The organism is Azospira sp. MPR-E4 (assembly GCF_058809645.1).
Map to the genome: position 1 here is coordinate 1 of NZ_JBXAST010000028.1, position 20,501 is coordinate 20,501.

Sequence of the window (20,501 nt, forward strand, 5' to 3'; positions counted from 1 at the left end):
GGGACGGGCGGAGGGAAATCTGGAGGGCGTCGACGGGTTTTCAGTATGGCACAGGCGGGGACGGGGCGCCCCTCCGGCGCCGCCGCCCCGGCGACCTCAGCCGAGGAAGAGCTTGTAGGCCGGGTTGGCCGTCTCGTCCCAGTGGTGGTAGCCCAGCTCCTGGAGGAAGGTCTGGAACTCGCCCATCTCCGCCGGCGGCACCTGCATGCCCACCAGCACCCGGCCGTAGTCGGCGCCGTGGTTGCGGTAGTGGAAGAGGCTGATGTTCCAGCCGGAGCTCATGCGGTTGAGGAAGTTCATCAGGGCGCCGGGCCGTTCCGGGAATTCGAAGCGGTACAGCAGCTCGTTCTCCACCTGGGGCGCATGGCCGCCGACCATGTGGCGCACGTGCAGCTTGCCCATTTCGTCGTCGGTCAGGTCCAGGGTGGCATAGCCGTGCTTTTTCAGGCTCTCCACCAGCTTGGTGGATTCGGCCCGGTTGGCCACCTGCACGCCGACGAAGACGTGGGCTTCCCGCGCCTCGTGGAAGCGGTAGTTGAACTCGGTGATGTTGCGGCTGCCGATGAGGGAGACGAAGCGCTTGTAGGCGCCGGGCTTCTCCGGCAGGGTCACGGCCAGCACCGCCTCCCGCTGCTCGCCCACCTCGGCCCGCTCGGCGACGAAGCGCAGGCGGTCGAAATTGGTATTGGCGCCGGAGGCCACGGCCACCAGGGACTTGTCCTTCAGCTTGTGCTGCTTGGCGTATTCCTTGGCGCCGGCGATGGCCAGGGCCCCGGAAGGCTCCAGGATGGAGCGGGTGTCCTCGAAGACGTCCTTGATGGCGGCGCAGATGGCGTCCGTATCCACCAGGATGATGTCGTCCAGGTATTCGCGGCAGACCCGGAAGGTTTCCTCGCCGACGAACTTCACCGCCGTGCCGTCGGCGAAGAGGCCCACGTTGTCCAGGCGCACCCGCTTGCCGGCGGCGATGGACTGCTTCATGGCGTCGGCGTCGAAGGTTTCCACGCCGATGACCTTGATCTCCGGCCGCACCGCCTTGATGTAGGCGGCCACGCCGGCCGCCAGGCCGCCGCCGCCGATGGCCACGAACACGGCGTGGATCGGCTTGCCGTGCTGGCGCAGGATTTCCATGCCGATGGTGCCCTGGCCGGCGATGACATAGGGGTCGTCGAAGGGGTGCACGAAAGTCAGCTTCTCGGCCTTCTCCAGCTCCACCGCATGGGCATAGGCCTCGTCGTAGGACTCGCCGGCCAGCACCACCTCGCCGCCCCGGGAAGCCACGGCCTGGACCTTGATCTGGGGCGTGGTGGTGGGCATGACAATGACCGCCCGGCAGCCGATCTTGGCGGCGGAAAGGGCTACGCCCTGGGCGTGGTTGCCGGCGGAGGCGCAGATGACGCCGCGCTGCAGCTGGGCCGGGGTGAGGTGGGCAATCTTGTTGTAGGCGCCGCGCAGCTTGAAGGAGAACACCGGCTGCATGTCCTCGCGCTTGAAATAGAAGCGGTTGCCGAGCCGGTGGGAGAGATTGGGCGCCAGTTCCAGGGGAGTCTCAACGGCGGCCTCATAGACCCGGGCGTTGAGGATTTTGGTCAGATAGTCGTGCTGCATGGGGAAGGTCGGATGCCGAGGGCGTAAAGCACGGCAGTGTACCCCCCGGGTGGGGGCAAGTCCATGAAGGGAAGGCGAAAGCCTCCGCCGGGACGGGGGCCGGCAGACAGGGGCCGGGCAGGCTGCACCCGGCCCCGCAGGGTCAGAAGGATTTGCGTATCTGCAGCCCCAGGGTATGCATGGTCATGGCCCCGGAATTGTTGCTGTACTGGTAGCGCAGGCCCAGGGTCCAGGCGCTCTTGAAGACGAAGTCGCTGCCCAGGCCGAAGACCATGGTGTCCCGCTTCAGGGTGGTCGCCGCGATCTGGTAGGAGGGGCCGGACAGGTCGTCCGCATAGGCCATGCGCGCCCCTTCCGGATTCTCGAAGTCGTGCTGGTACTCGACCCGGAAATAGGGCCGGGCCAGGGTGGTCTCCAACTCGACGCTGGTCTCACCCCGCAGGCCGAAGGACAGCTTGGTCACCGGCGCCTTCTGGGAGAAGTAGGCCAGGTTGTAGATGCCGGCGCCGCTTTCCACCGCAGCATCGAGCCGGGTGGAGGCGATGTCGATGCGACCGTAGGGCGACAGGATGTGGGCATCCTGCTGGAACTCGTAGGCGGCGCTGAGGGAGGCGAACCACTGCTTGCCGGTGCGCTGGCTGGTGGCGAAGGCGCCGGCGGCGGCGGAGTAGCGGCGCGACTCCAGGTCCAGCCGTCCCATGCCGATGAGGCCGTCGATGAAGGTGCCGGGCACGGGCTGGTAGCTGCCGTAGACGATCACCGAGTAATCGTCGCCCACATTGCGGGTGCCGTCGTTGCCGATCTTCTGCCGCTCATGGCCGAAGCCGACGCCCAGGCCCAGGATCAGGTTGTCTCCGAAGCGGCTGTCGGTGCCGAAGGAAATGCCGGAAGTGGTGAACTTGGCATCCGCATCGTCCAGGCGGCCGAAGGAGACATTGCCCGCACTCCACACATCGAAGCCGGTGTCCTGGAAGTTGCTGGCCTTGCTGGAAATGTTCAGGGTCGGCAGGCCGTGGCTGTTGGCCATCTGACCCAGGGTGCTCAAGGCGGCGAAGGGATTGAAGCCGCTCTCCTGGCCGGGAGCCGGACCTGCCGTCACAACACCACCGGTGCCGGTAGCCGCATCACGACTGCCGAGGTTGGTGACCGCCGTTCCTGTGGCGAGGCCGAAACCGCCGTTCTGATCGATATTTCCGGCAGACGACCCGCTGTTGTTGCCCACGACAGCCAGGGCGGGCATCACCGACGGACGCCGGGCATTGGGACTGTCGAAACCCCGGGGACGCTCCGGACGCAGGCGCACATGGAGGTTTTCCAGGCGGGACTGGAAATTGCTGATCTGGGTCAGGGAGAAGCGCTTGGCCACTTCCGCTTGGGCCCCGATGATGCCGACCACATTGGCGTCCTTGCTCGGATCGGGCCGGGTCATGACGCTGATGGTCACCGTCGCCGGAGCCGAAGTGCCGGTGGCGTTGGTGGCGGTGTAGGTGAAGCTGTCGCTGCCCGAATAGCCTGCCGTCGGCGTATAGGTGATGCTGGCGCCGCTGGCCGTGGCCGTGCCGTGGCCGGGGGCCGTCACCACCGTCACCGTGGTGGCCGCGCCGCCCGAAACATTGAGGGGAATGGGATTATTGCTGCTGTTGATGGGCACCGTCACCGTCACCGCCCCGGCCACCGGAGCGGCAGGATTGACGGTGATGCTCACCGTCGCCGCTGCCGAAGTGCCGGTGGCATTGGTGGCCCGGTAGGTGAAGCTGTCGCTGCCCGAATAACCGGTATGGGGCGTGTAGGTAATGCTGGTGCCGCTGGCCGTGGCCGTGCCGTGGGCCGCCGCCGTTGCCACGGAAACGCTGGTGGCGACGCCGCCGGTAATGTTTAGGGCGATGGGATTGGCGCCGCTGTTGAAGGCCACCGTGGCGCTCACCGCATTGGCTACCGGTGCCGCGGCAGAAACGGTGATGGTAACGGTGGCAGCCGCCGAAGTACCGGTGGCGTTGGTGGCGGTGTAAGTGAAGCTGTCGCTGCCGGTATAGCCCACCGTCGGCGTATAGGTAATGCTGGTGCCGCTGGCCGTGGCCGTGCCATGGCTGGCCCCGCTGGCCACCGCCACGCTGGTGGCGGCGCCGCCGCTGATGCTGAGGGGAATGGCGTTGTTGCTGCTGTTGAAGGCCACCGTCACCGATACCGCATTGGCCACCGGTGCCTGGGGATTGACGGTGATGCTCACCGTCGCCGCCGCCGAGGTGCCGCCGGCGTTGGTGGCCGTATAGGTGAAGCTGTCGCTGCCCGAATAGCCGCTGGTCGGCGTATAGGTGATGCTGGTGCCGCTGGCCGTGGCTACGCCGTGACTGGCGGCACCGGCCACGGCCACACTGGTAGCCGCACCGCCGGTGATGTTGAGGGTCACCGGATTGGCCGCGCTGTTGTAGGAAACGGTGAGGGATACCGCATTGGCCACCGGCGCCTGGGGATTGACGGTGATGCTCACCGTCGCCGCTGCCGAAGTGCCGGTCGCATTGGTGGCTGTATAGGTGAAGCTGTCGCTGCCCGAATAGCCGGCGGTGGGGGTGTAGGTGATGCTGGTGCCGCTGGCGGTGGCCGTGCCGTGGCTGGCCCCGCTGGCCACCGCCACGCTGGTGGCGACACCGCCGGTGATGTTGAGGGTGATGGCGTTGTTGCTGCTGTTGTAGGCCACCGTGGCGCTCACCGCATTGGCCACCGGCGCCAGGGGATTGACGGTAATGGTCACCGTTGCCGCGGCCGAGGTGCCGGTCGCATTGGTGGCCGTATAGGTGAAGCTGTCCGAACCCACATAGCCGGGGGTGGGGGTGTAGGTGATGCTGGTACCGCTGGCCGTGGCCGTGCCGTGGCTGGCGGCACTGGCCACCGCCACGCTGGTAGCCGCACCGCCGGTGATATTGAGGGTGATGGCGTTGTTGCTGCTGTTGTAGGCCACCGTGGCGCTCACCGCATTGGCCACCGGCGCCTGGGGATTGACGGTGATGCTCACCGTCGCCGGTGCCGAGGTGCCGCTGGCGTTGGTGGCCGTATAGGTGAAGCTGTCGCTGCCCGAATAGCCGGCGGTGGGGGTATAGGTGATGCTGGTACCGCTGGCCGTGGCCGTGCCGTGGCTGGCGGCACTGGCCACCGTCACGCTGGTGGCGGCGCCGCCGGTGATGTTGAGGGTGATGGCATTGTTGCTGCTGTTGTAGGCCACCGTGGCGCTCACCGCATTGGCCACTGGCAGGGGCGGATTGACCGTCAGGGTATAGGCCTGGCTGGTGGAGTACTGGGTGCCGCCGCTGCTGTCCGTGGCGGTGACGGTGAAGGAAAAGTTGCCCTCCACCGTCGGGGTGCCCGAGAGCACGCCCCCGCTGCTCAGGGTCAGGCCCGCGGGCAGGCTGCCGGCAGTGATGCTGTAGGTGTAGGGCGAGGTGCCACCGCTGGTGCTGAAGGTCTGGCTGTAGGCACTGCCCCGGGAGGCAGCCGTCAGGGCCCCGGCCGCGGGCGACAGGGACAAGGTTGGGGCGCCGATGGTCAGGGAAATGGTACTGCTGGTGCCGCTGTAGGGCCCGCTGCCGGTACTGGAGTCCTGGGCGCTGACCGTGAAGGTGTAGGTGCCGGCTGCCGTCGGCGTGCCGCTGACGGTGCCGCCCGAGCCCAGGCTCAGGCCGGGCGGCAGGCTGCCGCTGGCCAGGGTGAAGCTGCCATAGGGCGCAGTACCGCCGCTGCCGCTGAGCGACTGGCTGTAGGCCACCCCCACGGTGCCGCCGGTCAGGGTGGTCGGCGTAAACGAGAGGGTGGGAGCACCGATGGTCAGGGAAATGGTGCTGCTGGTGGCGGAGTAGGGACCGGTGCCCGTACTGCTGTCCGTCCCCTGCACGGTGAAGGTAAAGGTACCGCCCGCCGTCGGTGTGCCCGAGACGACCCCGCCGGAACTCAGGGACAACCCGGCAGGCAGGGCTCCGGTCTTGACGATGTAGCTGCCGTAAGGGGCCGTACCGCCGCTGCCGCTGATGCTCTGGCTGTAGGCGCTGCCGACGGTACCGGCCATCAGGGTGGTGGGAGAGAAGCTGATGGTGGGTGCTGCCACCGTCACCGAATAGGCCTTGCTGCCGGTGGCGCTGGCCGTGTCGGTGGCCGTGATGGTGAAGTTGAATACACCTCCCGCCGTCGGCGTACCGGTGAGTGCCCCGGTGCTGGCGTTAAGGCTGAGGCCGGCCGGCAGACTGCCGGCAGTGACCGCGTAACTGTACGTACCGTTGCCGCCGCTGGCGCTGATGGTCTGGCTGTAGGTGCTGCCGACCGTGGGATTGGTCAGGGAAGCGGGCGACAGGCTCAGGGGAGCCGAGTAGGCAGCAACCGTCAGGTCGTCGAAGGCGAAATTGAACGGTTCGGTAGCCGAGTTGTTGGTGACCCGCACCTCGTCCACATTGGTCATGTTGCTCAGGTTATGGAGCACGAAGGTGTTGCCCGGAGTGACATTCACCGTTTCCGTCGGCCCAGCGACACTGTTGCGATAACCGGTAAAGGTAAAACTGGTCATTCCCACGCCATAGGCCAATATCTTGACGGAGGTAATGTTGAAGCGATCAGTACCATTGGCCGACTTGATGATGGCATCGCCGCCGGTGGAGGTCGAAGTGATGGCATCCCCACTGCGGTTGGTCGCCACCGTGTTCAAGTCATCGTAGATGTAATACAGCCATTGACCGGTAAACCTTAGGCCGTTGTAATCGGAACTCACATCGGAGTAGGTCGAGTGGGTGTTTGCCGCCCCGAAATCGATGGTACCGCCATTGATCGTGCCGTAGGCAGGCAGTGCCAGGGCCAGCAACAGGAGCAACAGCCCACGGAAAAGTCTGAGTCCCGCAACAAGGGAAGAAAACAGGGGATTCAGGCAATTCGGTTTCATACACATATCCAGAGTGCTTCAGTAATCGCAACGGGGTACAGAAAGGGCAGAGCCATACATGGATGGCTCTGCCAGTTGATGACATCAGGGACGGAGGGGGTAGTCGGCACCGTTGACGCAAATGCAGAAGTTCAGCGTCAAATAGGGTTGCAGGTTGCTGTGGGGACCGCTGCTACCGACCGGCGCCAGGGCGGAAACCATCACCGCATTGGGCGCAGAACCGGCATAGGTATTCACGGCAGTCACCCGGGGTGGCGTACCCTTGACCCCCTTGGCCAGATAGGCGCCGGCGGGAGCAAGGGCGCTGGCATTGGCGCCCTCCGCCACGACCGAGTGAGTGTGGTCCGGCACCTGAGCGACGGTGAGTGTCTCGCTGTAGGTGCCGACGGCCTGGGGTACGCTGCGGGGCGTCAGGCCCGGTCCCGCACCGCTGCCCATCACGGTCCGCCCCTGCAGCTTCGGCAGGTTGAATACCGTGCTGTTGCCGCCGTAGAGGTTGCCGATGACGGAGAAAAGGACCTGGGCCTGCACGGCATTGACGCCTGTTCCATCGCAGAAGGCCCAGTCCACTGGAGGATAGTTGAAGGCGAAGGCGCGGATTTCGCCGTAGTACGGATCAGCCATGGTGTTCTCCTTGGATGTTCAACTTCTGGTGGGCCAAAGGCCCTGGGTGGCAATGCAGAAATTGACAGCCAGGGTCGGCTGCATGTTGTTGTGCGCCAGGCTCTGGCCCGCCGTTGCAATGACGCCGGCAGCCATATAGGCAGCCGGAACGGGGGCATCTGCATAGATATTGGTGTTCTCTGCCGCCAGGGCAGGGAGGGCGCCTGCCGGATTGTTGGTGGTGGCAGTCGCCGTGCTGCAGCTGACGCTGTGGCTATGGGGCGGCACCTGGGCAGTGGTTAGCGCTACAGCTTCCAGGCCGCCGGCATTGCCAGCCACAAACGTGCCCACGTTGGGCACAACGCCCTGGCAAAGGGGCACGCGACCACGCAGGTCCGGCAAATTGAAGGTATTGACGCCATCCCCGCCGTAGGCAACACCGATCAGGGCAAACAGGGCGTTGTTCTGCCGAATCTGCATGACCGTGCCGTCGCACAGATGCCAGCCCTGAGGTATGACGCCGAAGGCGAAGGGGCGGATTTCTCCGAGAAATGGATCCATGGTGTTGTCTCCTTATCCCGCAGTCGGGTAGATGCCGCTGAGGGCGATGATGAAATTGATGCAGGTGGTGGGCATCATGTTGTTGTGGGGCAGACCGCCGCCGCCGGCGGGACTGACCATCGCCGGGTTCATGTTGGCTGCGGCAGTCGTCGTCTGGCTGTAGAGGTTGCTGGCAGCGGTTCCCGGCAGCTTGCCGGCCGGGGCGTTGGTGGTCCCGGGGCCGCCGGCGGGCATGGGATGGGTATGGGCCGGCAGGTTGTTCTGGTTCAGGGCCTCCGTCTCACTCCCCACCGAGTTGCCCAGGGCTCTGGGCGTCAGGCTCTGCCCCGTGCCGGCAATCACGCCGGTACCCGTGCTCATGGGTGCCCGGCCGCGCAGGTCGGGCAAGGCAAAGTTGTTGCTGCCGTTACCGCCGTAGGTCGTCCCCAACAGGGAGAACAACGCTTCATTCCCGGATATCGGAAGTGTGGCCCCATTGCATAGGGCCCATCCTTGCGGGGCATAGTCCCCGGCAAACATGCGAATTTCTCCTAGATAGCCTTCCACGATCGTTTCTCCTCAGGCGGATGTTCTCAGGCGGGAAAAGACCGCCTGATAGCGAACCTCCCCGGCCCCGCCGCCCATCACGGGACCGAGAAAAATGGGGACGTTGCCCTGGGACGGATGGGCCAGCAGATGGGTACCCTGGGGCAGGACCCGGTCCGACGCTCCCGAGAACATCAGGACAAAGCCTTCAATCGTCGGTGAGCGGAGCGCTGCCACGGACACCAGCTGCAGCCACAGGGGCTCGCCGCCATCCGCCGGGGAAAAGGCCAGCGTCGCTCCCTGGAGCGCCTGGTAGTCGGCCAAGCCGAGCAGAGGGGTACTCACGATGCCCCCCCCTGGTGCTGGGGCAGCCTGGTCATATAGAGATAGCCCCCCCGGTCCACCACCTCCTGGAAGCCGAGACGGCGGTAGAAGTCCAGGACGGGATTGTTTTTTTCCACATGCAGCCCGAGGAAGCGGCCACCTGTCTCCGCCTCTGCTATCAGGGTCCGCAGCAGCCGGCCGCCGATGCCCCGACATCGGAATTCCTCCAGTAGGGCGATATCGATGACACGGATCTCGTCGTCGCGGCGATCCACATACAGGCGTCCGACCGGCTCGTCCTCTAGCAGCACCAGATCAAAGGACGGGTTCTGGTAGGCCGCCATGTACTGGTCGTGCTGAAAGCCGAATTGCTGCCGCAGGAATGCCTCCCACTGGGCCGGAGCCCAGTCGAGCAGCTGCCGCTCCGCTTCCCGGGTGGAGGCATAGATGCGGAACAGCAACTCCCGGTCCCCCGCCTCGATGGGACGCAACGCCAGCCGGAGAGGGCGCTCCTCACAGGAACTGCCGCAGGAGGAATCGGTACAGGAAAGGGACATGGGCAAGCCGAATTACTCACGTAAGGGGGGCAACGGGTTAACGTTCACGTCAATGGCGTTATACAAACACTGAATGACGATAGCAATTCATTTTGCATATCACTAAAGTCTTATAAAACGCAAAGACCGTTTATCCATGCGGCATGCCGGGGGTATTTTTTTTGTCTATGGAGCGTTAAATAAATGGAATTTGGCGGTAGCCCACCCCCCTTCGCAGACATAAATCCCGCTCAGGACGACGGGAATCCATCCACCCTGGGGGATAATGGGCGCTGAGCACCACACCGGTGCGCGGCCATTCTTCCCCCTCCCCTTCTGATGCCTGACTGGTTTGCCGATCCTGCCGCCGGCCTGGGCGGCCTTTTCATCGCCAGCTTTCTTGCCGCCACCCTGCTGCCCGGCGGCTCGGAGGCCGCCCTTGCCGCCTTTCTCCTGGCCCACCCGGCAGAAGTGCCCGCCGCACTTTTCTGGGCCACCCTGGGGAACACTTTGGGCGGATTGACGTCTTATGGGGCCGGACGCCTACTGCCGGAGCGAAGCCTGCACCGGTTGCCGCACCTGGCCCAGGTGCGCCGCTTTGGCAGCCCCAGCCTGTTGCTGGCCTGGGCTCCCCTTGTCGGTGACGCCCTCTGTGTGGCGGCCGGCTGGCTGCGGCTACCCTGGCTGCCCTGCACCCTGTTCATGGCCGCCGGCAAGCTGGCCCGCTACTGGGTCGTGGCCCAGGGACTGGCACTGCTGGCGTCATGAAGGGCGGTCCGGGCAGGACCCGGTTCTGCCTGATGCACCGCAATACGTTAAAATTCACCTTTTGAAAGACACGGCCCTGGCCGCCCCCGTCCGATGACTGCACGTCTGCGCGAAATCCCCTACAACTACACCTCCTTCTCCGACCGGGAGATCGTCATTCGCCTGCTGGGCGAGGACATGTGGCGGGTGCTGGACGAACTCCGCGCCGAGCGCGTCACCGGCCGCTCCGCCCGCATGCTGTACGAGGTGCTGGGCGACATCTGGGTGGTGCAGCGCAACCCCTACCTGGAAGACGACCTGCTGGCCACCCCCAGCCGCCGCGAGGCCCTGGTGCAGGCCCTGCGCCACCGCCTGGCGGAAGTGGAAAAGCGCCGCAGCGAATCCGCCGGCGAGGACCCGGAACGCAGCCGCAAGGTGGCCCAGCTGGTGGAAGCCGCCCACAAGGCGGTGGACCGCTTCGAACAGCGCTTCATCGACACCCTCATGCTGCGCCGGAAGGTGCTGAAGACCCTGACCCGCCACACCCGCAAGGACAACGTGGCCTTCGACGGCCTGGCCCGGGTCTCCCATGTGACGGACGCCACCGACTGGCGCGTCGAATACCCCTTCGTCGTCCTCTACCCGGATACGGAAGAGGAAATCGGTCCCCTGGTGCGCGGCTGCATCGAGCTGGGCCTGACCATCATTCCCCGGGGGGGCGGCACCGGCTACACCGGCGGCGCCGTGCCCCTGTCGCCCCTGTCCGTGGTCATCAACACCGAGAAGCTGATCGACATCGGCCCGGTGGAAGAGATCGTCCTGCCCGGCCACGACAAGCCCTACGCCACCATCCGCACCAGCGTCGGCGTGGTTACCGACCGGGTCTCCGAAGCCGCCTCGGCCGCCGGCCGCGTCTTCGCCGTGGACCCCACCTCCGCCAGCGCCTCCTGCATCGGCGGCAACATCGCCATGAACGCCGGCGGCAAGAAGGCCGTGCTGTGGGGCACCGCCCTGGACAACCTGGCCTGGTGGAAGATGGTGACGCCGGACGGCAACTGGCTGGAGGTGGAACGCCTCAACCACAACTTCGGCAAGATCCATGAGCAGGAGAAGGTGGAATTCCGCCTCAAGCGCTTCGACGCCAGGAGCTACAAGCTGCTCTCCGAAGAAGTGCTGGCCCTGCCCGGCGCGGCCTGCCGCAAGACCGGCCTGGGCAAGGACGTCACCGACAAGTTCCTCGGCGGCGTGCCCGGAGTACAGAAGGAAGGCACCGACGGCATCATCGTCGCCGCCCGCTGGGTGCTGCACAAGATGCCCCCGGTCACCCGCACCGTCTGCCTGGAATTCTTCGGCCAGGTGCGGGAGGCCGTGCCCTCCATCGTCGAGATCACCGACTACTTCAAGCCGGGTGGCGAAGGCCACAAGGCCGGCGTGCAGCTGGCCGGCCTGGAGCATCTGGACGAACGCTATGTGAAGGCCGTCGGCTACGCCACCAAGGCCAAGCGCCACGGCCGGCCGAAAATGGTGCTGATCGGCGACATCGTCGGCCACGACGAGAATGCGGTGATGCAGGCTGCCTCCGACGTGGTCAAGATGACCAATGTGCGCGGCGCCGAAGGCTTCATCGCCATCACTCCGGAAACCCGCAAGAAGTTCTGGCTGGACCGTTCCCGCACCGCCGCCATCTCCAAGCACACCAACGCCTTCAAGGTGAACGAGGACGTGGTGATCCCCCTGCCGCGCATGGGCGACTACTGCGACGGCATCGAGCGCATCAATATCGAACTGTCCCTGCAGAACAAGCTGGACCTGTGCGATGCCCTGACCGAATTCTTCAAGGGCGATCTGCCGGTCAACAGCGCCGACACCAAGCTGGACAAGGACGTGCTCATCGAGGACCGCCGCGAGCGGGCCCTGGAGCACATCAGCGACGTGCGCGCCCGCTGGCAGTGGCTGCTGGACAACCTGGATCTGCCCCTGGCCGAGGCCGAGCAGCGCTTCGCCGAATTCGGCGTGGTGGCCGGCGAGCTGACCAACCGGGCCGCCAACCCGACCCTCTTCCACCGCCTGCAGGACTACTCCGTGCGCGCCTCCTGGAAGAAGGAGCTGAAGGAGCCCCTGGACAACATCTTCAACGGCGCCACCTACCGGCCCCTCTCCGAAAAGATGGCCGCCGTGCAGAAGGAAGTGCTGCGCGGCCGCGTCTTCGTGGCCCTGCACATGCACGCCGGCGACGGCAACGTGCACACCAACATCCCGGTGAATTCGGACCACTACGAGATGCTGCAGACCGCCAACAGGGCGGTGGAACGCATCATGCACCTGGCCCGCTCCCTGGACGGCGTCATCTCCGGCGAGCACGGCATCGGCATCACCAAGCTGGAATTCCTGACGGACGAGGAAATCGGCCCCTTCCGCGCCTACAAGGAGAAGGTGGACCCGGAAGGCCGCTTCAACAAGGGCAAGCTTATGCCCGGCGGCGACCTGCACAACGCCTACACGCCCTCCTTCTCCCTGCTCGGGGCCGAGTCCCTGATCATGGAGCAGTCCGAGATCGGCAAGATCGCCGACTCCATCAAGGACTGCCTGCGCTGCGGCAAGTGCAAGCCGGTGTGCTCTACCCACGTGCCCCGGGCCAACCTGCTCTATTCCCCGCGCAACAAGATTCTCGGCACCTCCCTGCTGATCGAGGCCTTCCTCTACGAGGAGCAGACCCGCCGCGGCATTTCCCTGCAGCACTTCGACGAGTTCAACGACGTGGCCGACCACTGCACGGTCTGCCACCGCTGCGTCAAACCCTGCCCGGTGGATATCGACTTCGGCGACGTCTCGGTGGCCATGCGCAACTTCCTGCGCAAGCAGGGCAAGAAGAAGCTGGACCCGGGCAAGGCCGCCACCATGTGGTTCCTCACCATGAAGGACCCGGCCACCATCAAGCTGGCCCGCACCATGATGATCGGCTGGGGCTACAAGCTGCAGCGCCTGGGCGTCAAGCTGGCCAAGACCTTCGGCCTGACCCAGGGCATCGTGCAGCACCCGCCCGCCACCCTGGGCCGGCCCTCGGTGAAGGCCCAGGTGATCCACTTCATCAACAAGCCCATGCCGGGCAACCTGCCCAAGCGCACTTCCCGGGCCCTGCTGGACATCGAGGACGACCACGTGGTGCCGGTGATCCGGGACCCGCAGAAGGCCACCGAGGATTCGGACGCGGTCTTCTACTTCCCCGGCTGCGGCTCCGAGCGCCTCTTCTCCCAGGTGGGTCTGGCCACCCAGGCCATGCTCTACGAGACCGGCGCCGTCACCGTGCTGCCCCCGGGTTACCTGTGCTGCGGCTACCCGCAGAACGCCGCCGGCGAGGAGGACAAGGGCCAGAAAATCATCACCGACAACCGGGTGCTATTCCACCGGGTGGCCACCACCCTCAATTACCTGGACATCAAGACGGTGATCGTCTCCTGCGGCACCTGCATGGACCAGCTGCAGAAGTATGAATTCGAGAAAATCTTCCCCGGCTGCCGCCTGCTGGACATCCACGAGTACCTGCTGGAAAAGGGCGTCAAGCTGGAAGGCGTCAAGGGCACCCAGTACATGTACCACGAGCCCTGCCATACGCCGATGAAGACCTACTCCGGCATCAAGGTGGTGAACGACCTGATGGGCCAGCGCGTGGACCTCAACGACCGCTGCTGCGGCGAGTCCGGCTCCTTCGCCCTGTCCCGTCCCGACATCTCCACCCAGGTGCGCTTCCGCAAGCAGGAGGAGATCGAGAAGGGCGCCACCAAGCTGCGTCAGGACTTTGGCGTCCAGGACCAGGTGAAGATCCTCACCTCCTGCCCTTCCTGCCTCCAGGGCCTGTCCCGCTACGAGCCGGATGCCGACATCCAGGCCGACTACATCGTGGTGGAAATGGCCAAGACCCTGCTGGGCGAGAACTGGATGGCCCAGTACGTGCAGAAGGCCAACAGCGGCGGCATCGAGCGGGTGCTGCTGTAAGCCCCACTGTCACAAACGCTCACTGATGTTGATGAAGCCCCCTGCTAGCATGGAGTGGTTGCATACAGGAGGTTTCATCATCATGAGCGCCAAGGAAATCAACACCGCTCTCGTCCTGGCGCCGGCCCTGCCTCTGACCCTGATGGGACTGGCTTTCGCCGTCTATCTCTGTCTCTGAGACAGGCCCGCGCCGTGCCCCAAGCCCTGGCAAGCATCCACATCGCAACCCGGGGCCGGGGGCTTCACGAATTCACCCGACAGGCCCACGACTTCGTCGCCGCCAGCGGCCTCCACCAGGGCCTGCTCACCGTTTTCTGCCGCCACACCTCCGCTTCCCTGATCATCCAGGAAAACGCCGATCCCTCCGTACAGCGGGATCTGGAGCGCTTCTTCGCCAAGCTGGTACAAGATGGGGACCCGGCCTTCGAGCATGACCTGGAAGGGCCGGACGACATGCCGGCCCACATCCGCACCGCCCTGACCCAGACCTCCCTCGGCATCCCCGTCAGTGACGGCCGCCTGCTGCTGGGTACCTGGCAGGGCCTCTATCTCTACGAACATCGCCACCGGGGCCATTCCCGGGAGGTGGTGCTGCACCTGCTCGGCGACTGAATCCGGCGGCGCCCCTCAGTCGTCGGCGGCGCCGGCGCTGGCCGGGGCTCCCAGGGCCTGCAGGGGCCGCCGCATCCACCACACCATGAAGACGCCGGGCACGGCGACGACGATGGAGAAAAGGAAGAAGGCGGGCCAGCCGATGGATTCGGACAGCACCCCGGAGAGGGGACTGACGTAGATGCGCCCCACCGCCGCGAAGGCCGAAAGCAGGGCGTAATGGGTGGCGGAGAAGCGGTGATTGCAGAGGCCCATGAGCAGGGCGACGAAGGCCACGGTGCCCATGCCGCCGCTGATGTTCTCCCCGGCGATCACCGTCAGCAGCAGCCAGTCCAGGCTAGCCGGGGTATGCAGAGAAACGATGCCCCAGTCGAAGGCCGGCACCATCACCGCGCCCCAGGCCCCCTTGCCGAGCAGGGCCAACAGGTAGAAGCCGAAGTTTGAAACCAGCTGCAGCACGCCGAAAAACAGCAAGGAGCGGTAGAGGGCCAGGCGGGTCATGATGAGGCCGCCGATGAAGGCCCCCAGGATGGTCAGCCAGATGCCGATGACCTTGTTGGCGATGCCCACCTCCTCCTGCAGGAAGCCCATGCCCTTGATCAGGAAGGGCGTGGTCAGGCTGCCGGCGAAGGCGTCCCCCAGCTTGTACAGCACGATCAGCAGGAGGAAGGCTCCGGCACCGCTCTGGGCGAAGTAGCTGGCGAGGGACTGGTTGAGGGTCTCGAAGCCGGCCTTGCGGGAACACCACCAGGCCAGGGGCAGGGCGGCGGCAATCTCGGCCAGGACGAACAACAGCTGCACCCACTTGTTGGCATCGTCCGGATTGAGGCCCAGCACCACCAGGGCCTGGCGAGCCACGACATAGCCGGCGACGACGCCGGCCAGCATGGCGGCAAAGCCCAGCAGTTCCTTTTTCGGGTCCGAGGCCAGGGGCTTGTTGGCGCTGCTGACCCGGGGCACGGCCAGCAGGGAGAAGGCGGCGCAACCCACCATGATGGCCGCCATCACCGCGTACACCCGGGGCCAGGACTGCCACTGGCCGGCCCAGATGAGGCTGATGCCGCCGGAAAGGATCATGGCTAGGCGGTAGGCGAAGACATGCACCGAGGCGCCGAGACCCCGTTCGGCCTCGGGCAGCAGGTCGGTACGGTAGGCGTCCACCACCACGTCCTGGGAAGCGGCCAGGAACGCTACCGCCAGGGCCGCCAGGGCGAACAGCTGGGGCGCCGTCGCCGGCGACAGGCCGGACATCAGCCACAGCAGCCCGCCCAGGGCCAGTTGGGTGAGCACCAGCCAGCCCCGGCGCCGGCCCAGGAAGGGCGGCTCGAAGCGGTCCATGAGGGGCGCCCAGAGAAACTTGAAGGTGTAGGGAATGCCCACCAGGCCGAAGAAGCCGATGGTGGCTAGGTCGATGCCGTCCACCGTCAGCCAGGCCTGCATGGCCTGCCCGGTGAGGGCCAGGGGCAGGCCGGAGGCGAAGCCCAGCACCAGGATGGCGGCCAGGCGCCAGGCCCGGCCCAGACGGGCGCCGGCGGAAAGGACCGCGGCCTCGGCCACGCTCAGTCCCGGCCCAGGCGGCAGATGGCCAGGCTGGCGAGGAAGTTGGGATCTTCCGTCACTTCCTTGCCTTCGTCGAAAGCCTTCAGCTCCCGCATGGCGATGCCCTTTTCCTCACACAGGGCCTGGAAGTCGGCGATGGTGAAGAAGCGCACGTTGGGGGAGTCGTACCACTGGTAGGGCAGGTCCTTGGAGACCGGCATGCGGCCGTTGAGGATGGCCTGGCGGTGCAGCCAGTAGCCGAAGTTGGGGAAGGAGACCACCGCCTCCCGGCCCACCCGCAGCAATTCTTCCAGCAGGGGCACGGTGCGGTGCACGGTCTGCAGGGAGAGGGACATGATGGCGTGGTCGAAGAAGCCGTCCTCAAAGCCGGCCAGGCCCTGCTCCAGGTTGCTCTGGATCACATTGACGCCGTTGCGCACGCAGGCCAGGACGTTGGCAGGATCGATATCCACCCCGTAGCCGTGGGTGTTGCGGGCCTGGGCCAGGAACTTGAGCAGGCTGCCGTCGCCGCAGCCCAGGTCCAGCACCCGTTCGCCGGGGGCGATCCACTTGGCGATGACATCGAAGTCGAAACGGTCGAGAGAATTGTTGGTCATGGCGGCTCTCTCAGACGGCGATGTTGTGCAGGTAGGCGCCCATCACCGCGTGGTACTGGGCGTCGTCCAGGAGGAAGGAATCGTGGCCGGCGTTGCAGTCGATCTCGGCGTAGGAGACTTCCCGGTTGTTGTGCAGCAGGGCATACACCATCTCCCGGCTGCGCTCCGGCGCGAAACGCCAGTCGGTGGTGAAGGAGACCAGCAGGAACTTGGCCGAGGCCCGGGCCAGGGCCGCCTTCAGGTCGCCGCCGTAATCCCGGGCCGGGTCGAAGTAGTCCAGGGCCTTGGTGGTGATGAGATAGGTGTTGGCGTCGAAGAAGCCGGCGAACTTGTCGCCCTGGTAGCGCAGGTAGGACTCGATCTCGAAATCCACGTCGTAGTTGTACTTGAGCACCCCTTCCCGCAGCTGGCGGCCGAATTTCTCCCCCATCTGGTCGTCGGAAAGATAGGTGATGTGGCCCACCATGCGCGCCAGGCGCAGGCCCCGGGCCGGCACCACGCCGTGCTCGTAGTAATTGCCGCCGTGGAAGTCCGGATCGGTGAGGATGGCCTGGCGGGCCACCTCGTTGAAGGCGATGTTCTGGGCGGTGAGCTTGGGGGCGGAGGCGATGACCAGGGCGTGGCGCACTCGCTCCGGGTATTCCAGGCTCCACTGCAGGGCCTGCATGCCGCCCAGGCTGCCGCCGATGATGGCGGCCCACTGGTTGATGCCGAGGCGGTCGGCAAGGCGGGCCTGGGACTCGACCCAGTCCTCCACCGTCACCACCGGGAAGTCGGCGCCGTAGGGCTTGCCCGTGGCCGGGTTGATGGAGCCGGGGCCGGTGGAGCCGTAACAGCCGCCCAGGTTGTTCACCCCGACGACGAAGAACTTGTCGGTATCCAGGGGCTTGCCCGGGCCCACCAGGTTGTCCCACCAGCCCACGTTCTTCGGGTTGTCGGCGTAGTGGCCGGCCACGTGGTGGCTGCCGGAGAGGGCGTGGCACACCAGCACGGCATTGGAACGGTCGGCGTTGAGGCGGCCGTAGGTCTCATAGACCAGGTCGTAGGCGGCCAGGGTGGCGCCGCTGGCCAGCTGGATGGGTTCGGCGAAATGGGCCCGCTGGGGACTCACCACACCGACGGAATGCTTGTCTGACATCGCAGGATTTCAATCACCAAAAAACAAGACGCCCAGTCGGAGAATCGAGATTGGCTCGGCTCGGACTGGGCATCGGTCCTCGCTTTAGCCGTATTTATTAAGCGCCCGCAAGCTGACGGATTTCAAATCGGCGCTGTGGAACATGATAACCAAGGGGGCGGAGGAGCGCAAACGCGGTCCGCCCCGGGCTCAGGCATTGAGCTTGTCGATCTGTTCGCGGATTTTCTCCGGCTCGCTGTAGCGCAGGATCTTGCGCACCTGGGGCGCGATCTCGGCCACTTCGCTCTTCAGCACGTGCTGCTTCACTTCCAGGATCTGGGAGGGATGCATGGAGAAGACACGCAGGCCCATGCCCAGCAACAGCCGGGTCATGGCCGGATCGCCGGCCAGCTCGCCGCAGACGGACACCGGCAGGCCGGCCTTCTCGCCGCTGTAGATGGTGTGGGCCACCAGCATCAGCACCGCCGGATGCAGGGGATCGTAGAGCTGGGAGACGGTTTCGTCGGAACGGTCGATGGCCAGGGCGTACTGGATCAGGTCGTTGGTGCCGATGGACAGGAAATCCAGGCGCCGCAGGAACATGCCGATGGCCAGGGCAGCGGCGGGAATCTCGATCATGCCGCCCACCTCGATGCCCTCGTCGAAGCCGATCTTCTGCTCCCGCAGGCTCTGCTTGGCCGCCTGCACCGCCGCCAGGGTGGCGTCGATCTCGTGGGCGTGGGCCAGCATGGGAATGAGGATCTTCACCTTGCCGTACTTGGAGGCCCGCAGGATGGCCCGCAGCTGGGTGCGGAACATCTTCGGCTCGGCCAGCTGCAGGCGGATGGCGCGCAGGCCCAGGGCCGGGTTGGTCTTGACCCGGTCCATGGCGTCCAGGGCCTTGTCGGCCCCCAGGTCGAAGGTGCGGATGGTCACCGGCTTGCCTTCCATGCCCTTGACCACCTTGCGGTAGGCCTCGAACTGCTCATCCTCGGTGGGCATGTCGCCCCGGTTGAGGAAGAGGAATTCGGTGCGGAACAGGCCGATGCCGTCGGCGCCGGCGGTGCGGGCCGCCTCCACGTCCTCCGGCAGTTCGATGTTGGCGTACATCAGCACATCCACCCCGTCCAGGGTGGTGGCCTTCATGGTCTTGAGGCGCTTTAGCTTGGAGCGTTCCAGCTCCAGTTCGCTCTTGCGCAGCCGGTACTCTTCCAGCACCCGCTCGTCCGGATTGACGATGACCACGCCCCGGGTGCCGTCGATGATCAGCAGTTCCCCGTCCCGGATCAGGTCCCGGGCCCGGTGCAGGCCGACGATGGAGGGGATAGCCATGGAGCGGGCCAGGATGGCGGTGTGGGAGGTGGCGCCGCCCACGTCGGTGATGAAGGAGGCGAAACGCTGCTCCTTGAAGCCGATGGTGTCGGCGGGGGAAAGGTCGTGGGCGACGATGATCTGGTCCGTCGTCTCCTTGCCGCCCTTGCGCGCCCGCAGGGCGGAGCGGCCGGGATGGCCCATCAGCACCTTGACCACCCGCTCCACCACCTGCACCACGTCGGCCTTGCGTTCCCGCAGGTAGGCGTCGTCGATGGCGTCGAACTGGGCTACCAGGCGCTCCATCTGCTGCACCACGGCCCACTCGGCGTTGCAGCGGCGTTCCCGGATGATCTGCTTGGGCACTTCCGACAGCTCCGGGTCGGCCAGGATCATGCCGTGCAGGTCCACGAAAGCCCGCAGCTCGGCCGGGGCGTTGCCCTTGCTGGCTTCCAGCTTGAGCTGTTCCAGTTCGGCCTGCACCGCCAGGATGGCGGCCTCGAAGCGCAGCACTTCCTTGTCGGCCATGCGCGGGCCGATGGTCAGGTGGGCCACCTCCAGGGTGGCGTGGGACATGAGCTGGGCCACCCCGATGGCAATGCCGCCGGAAACGCCAAGGCCGTGGATGGTGAAGCTCATGTCGGTCTCCCGAGGTGTTGTTCTGTTTATGCCGCCCGCGGGCGGACTGGCTTGGGGCCGCGACGCCGTGCCGGCGTCATGGCGGAAATCACTCCCCTTCGCCGAATTTGTCGGCAATCAGGGCCAGGAGTTCCTGCAGGGCCTGCTCCGCATCCGGACCGCTGGTCTCGACGCTGACCGTGGAACCCTTGCCGGCGGCCAGCATCATCACCCCCATGATGCTCTTGGCGTTGATGCGGCGGCCGTTGCGCTCCATCCACACCTCGCTCTTGAAGCGGCCGGCGAGCTGGGTCAGCTTGGCCGAGGCCCGGGCGTGCAGGCCCAGCTTGTTGGTGATTTCCGCATCGGCACGGCAGGTCTGGCTCATGCATTACTCCTTTCAGGGCTCACCCGGGCTCAGGGCAGGGGAGCGGAACATTCGGTGGCAGCGGTGAGGGCCTTGTCCCGCAGCGCCTCCAGGGGCAGCTGACGGTAATTGACGGCCCGCAGCAGCATGGGCAGGCTGACCCCGGCGGCGCCGGCGACCCGGCCCGGCTGCAGCAGCTCCCGGGACAGGTTGGCCGGGGTGGCGCCGAACAGGTCGGTCAGCAGCAGTACCCCGTCGCCGCTGTCGAGATCGGCCACCCGGGCCTGGGCCTGGGCCAGGAAATCCTCCCGCGCCTCATCATGGCCGGCGCGCAGGCTGGCCACCCGTTCCTCCGCCAGATTGCGGCCGAGGACATGGGAAGCGGCGCCAATGAGGGCGGGGCCGATGTCGCCGTGGGCGATGATCAAGATGCCAACTGTCATTCTAGCTTAAGGTCCTGCCTGGAAATCAAAGCCTGGCGCCGAAGACGGGCAGGCCAACAAGGAGA

The 20,501-nt window shown here is 65.8% G+C and carries 16 protein-coding genes and 1 pseudogene; 3 read left to right on the forward strand and 14 right to left on the reverse strand.

Translation table 11 applies throughout. From position 1 onward, the window contains the following. Positions 1-96 precede the first annotated feature (96 nt). The 8 genes and pseudogenes from ilvA to AC1RTA_RS09895 form a co-directional block, all read right to left on the reverse strand. Entirely contained in the window at positions 97-1,608 is a 1,512-nt protein-coding gene (gene ilvA / locus AC1RTA_RS09860) for a threonine ammonia-lyase, biosynthetic (protein WP_014235838.1), read from the reverse strand. Between the two features lie 142 nt (positions 1,609-1,750). Next, on the reverse strand, positions 1,751-6,454 hold the full coding sequence (locus AC1RTA_RS09865) for an Ig-like domain-containing protein (RefSeq protein ID WP_492784624.1): 4,704 nt from the start codon (positions 6,452-6,454) through the stop codon (positions 1,751-1,753). 153 nt (positions 6,455-6,607) lie between these two features. Beyond that, positions 6,608-7,147 (reverse strand): phage tail protein, encoded by a 540-nt coding sequence (locus AC1RTA_RS09870; protein WP_492784625.1) that lies wholly within the window; start codon positions 7,145-7,147, stop codon positions 6,608-6,610. 18 nt (positions 7,148-7,165) lie between these two features. Continuing rightward, the gene (locus AC1RTA_RS09875; RefSeq protein WP_014235841.1) at positions 7,166-7,687 is read right to left on the reverse strand and encodes a phage tail protein; all 522 of its coding nucleotides are present in this window, start codon (positions 7,685-7,687) and stop codon (positions 7,166-7,168) included. 12 nt (positions 7,688-7,699) lie between these two features. Next, the gene (locus AC1RTA_RS09880) at positions 7,700-8,047 is read right to left on the reverse strand and encodes a phage tail protein (protein WP_492784645.1); all 348 of its coding nucleotides are present in this window, start codon (positions 8,045-8,047) and stop codon (positions 7,700-7,702) included. A gap of 12 nt (positions 8,048-8,059) precedes the next feature. Further along, a pseudogene (locus AC1RTA_RS09885) lies at positions 8,060-8,206 on the reverse strand (phage tail protein); the annotation flags it as partial. Positions 8,207-8,245: 39 nt separating this feature from the next. Beyond that, entirely contained in the window at positions 8,246-8,557 is a 312-nt protein-coding gene (locus tag AC1RTA_RS09890) for a DUF6916 family protein (protein WP_492784626.1), read from the reverse strand. Then, entirely contained in the window at positions 8,554-9,093 is a 540-nt protein-coding gene (locus AC1RTA_RS09895) for a GNAT family N-acetyltransferase (protein ID WP_492784627.1), read from the reverse strand. Before AC1RTA_RS09895 ends, AC1RTA_RS09890 begins: the two co-directional genes overlap by 4 nt. Positions 9,094-9,411: 318 nt before the next feature. Here AC1RTA_RS09895 and AC1RTA_RS09900 point away from each other — a divergent pair, with 318 nt between their 5' ends. The 3 genes from AC1RTA_RS09900 (at position 9,412) to AC1RTA_RS09910 (ending at position 14,424) form a co-directional block, all read left to right on the forward strand. Beyond that, positions 9,412-9,840 carry a YqaA family protein gene (locus AC1RTA_RS09900; RefSeq protein WP_152090128.1) on the forward strand — a complete coding sequence of 143 codons (429 nt, stop codon included), beginning with the start codon at positions 9,412-9,414 and terminating at the stop codon, positions 9,838-9,840. Positions 9,841-9,933: 93 nt separating this feature from the next. Next, positions 9,934-13,812, forward strand: a complete 3,879-nt coding sequence (locus AC1RTA_RS09905) for a DUF3683 domain-containing protein (protein ID WP_492784628.1) — start codon at positions 9,934-9,936, stop codon at positions 13,810-13,812. 192 nt (positions 13,813-14,004) lie between these two features. Then, positions 14,005-14,424, forward strand: a complete 420-nt coding sequence (locus AC1RTA_RS09910; protein WP_492784629.1) for a secondary thiamine-phosphate synthase enzyme YjbQ — start codon at positions 14,005-14,007, stop codon at positions 14,422-14,424. Positions 14,425-14,439: 15 nt separating this feature from the next. Here the strand turns inward: AC1RTA_RS09910 and AC1RTA_RS09915 are convergent, their stop codons facing one another. The 6 genes from AC1RTA_RS09915 to AC1RTA_RS09940 form a co-directional block, all read right to left on the reverse strand. Next, positions 14,440-15,981, reverse strand: coding sequence for an AmpG family muropeptide MFS transporter (locus tag AC1RTA_RS09915; RefSeq protein ID WP_205229591.1), 1,542 nt, complete (start codon positions 15,979-15,981; stop codon positions 14,440-14,442). 2 nt (positions 15,982-15,983) lie between these two features. Continuing rightward, complete coding sequence (metW, locus tag AC1RTA_RS09920) at positions 15,984-16,580, reverse strand: methionine biosynthesis protein MetW (RefSeq protein ID WP_014235850.1); 597 nt, start codon at positions 16,578-16,580, stop codon at positions 15,984-15,986. Between the two features lie 10 nt (positions 16,581-16,590). Next, entirely contained in the window at positions 16,591-17,718 is a 1,128-nt protein-coding gene (metX, locus tag AC1RTA_RS09925) for a homoserine O-succinyltransferase MetX (RefSeq protein WP_492784630.1), read from the reverse strand. Between the two features lie 189 nt (positions 17,719-17,907). Continuing rightward, positions 17,908-19,647: a phosphoenolpyruvate--protein phosphotransferase gene (gene ptsP, locus AC1RTA_RS09930; protein WP_014235852.1), complete on the reverse strand. Its 1,740-nt coding sequence runs from the start codon at positions 19,645-19,647 to the stop codon at positions 17,908-17,910. Between the two features lie 88 nt (positions 19,648-19,735). Further along, positions 19,736-20,014 (reverse strand): HPr family phosphocarrier protein, encoded by a 279-nt coding sequence (locus tag AC1RTA_RS09935; protein ID WP_014235853.1) that lies wholly within the window; start codon positions 20,012-20,014, stop codon positions 19,736-19,738. 29 nt (positions 20,015-20,043) lie between these two features. Next, positions 20,044-20,436 carry a PTS sugar transporter subunit IIA gene (locus AC1RTA_RS09940; protein ID WP_492784631.1) on the reverse strand — a complete coding sequence of 131 codons (393 nt, stop codon included), beginning with the start codon at positions 20,434-20,436 and terminating at the stop codon, positions 20,044-20,046. Positions 20,437-20,501 lie beyond the last annotated feature (65 nt).